This window comes from Pseudomonas sp. 05N434 (assembly GCF_056396965.1).
Map to the genome: position 1 here is coordinate 1 of NZ_JBFTMK010001032.1, position 629 is coordinate 629.

1 protein-coding gene is annotated in these 629 nt (G+C 63.6%); it reads right to left on the reverse strand.

The annotated features are described in order from the left end of the window. On the reverse strand, positions 1-629 hold a 629-nt coding region (locus tag AC1DLB_RS31535; protein WP_477779377.1), incomplete at both ends, for a calcium-binding protein.

Consider the following 629-nt stretch of genomic DNA (forward strand, 5'->3'; position numbering starts at 1 on the left):
CCGAGCAGGGTGTTGTTCAGGTCGTTGCCGATCACGGTGAAGGCACCGAGGCCGGTGACGGTGACATCTTCGACGTTCTGCAGGTTGCTTTGGCTGAGGTCGACGGTGCTGCTGGCCAGGGTCGAGGTGTAGCTGATGTTCAGCAGGTCACGGCCCTGGTCGACGGTTTCCTGCAGCAGTGCCAGTTCGCCGGCCTGGTCGAGGATATAGGTGTCGTCGCCGGCGCCGCCGATCATGGTGTCCAGGCCGGTCTGGCCGTTGAGGATGTTGTTGCCGCTGTTGCCGGTCAGCACGTTGTTCAGGGCATTGCCGACGCCGGTGAGGTTRTCGCTGCCGGTGAGGGTGAGGTTTTCCAGGTTGGCGCCCAGGGYCCAGCTCACCGAGGCGCGTACGGTGTCGATTTCGCTCGCCAGGGTACTGGTTTCGGTGACCGTGTCCTTGAGGTTGTCGACGATGTAGGTGTCGTTGCCGAAGCCGCCCATCATCACGTCGGCGCCGAGGCCACCGTCCAGCACGTTGTTGCCGCTGTTGCCGATCAGCACGTTGTTCAGGGCGTTGCCGGTGGCGTCGAGCTGGTCGCTGCCGGTGAGGGTCAGGTTCTCGAGGTTGCTGCCCAGGGTGTAGCTGAT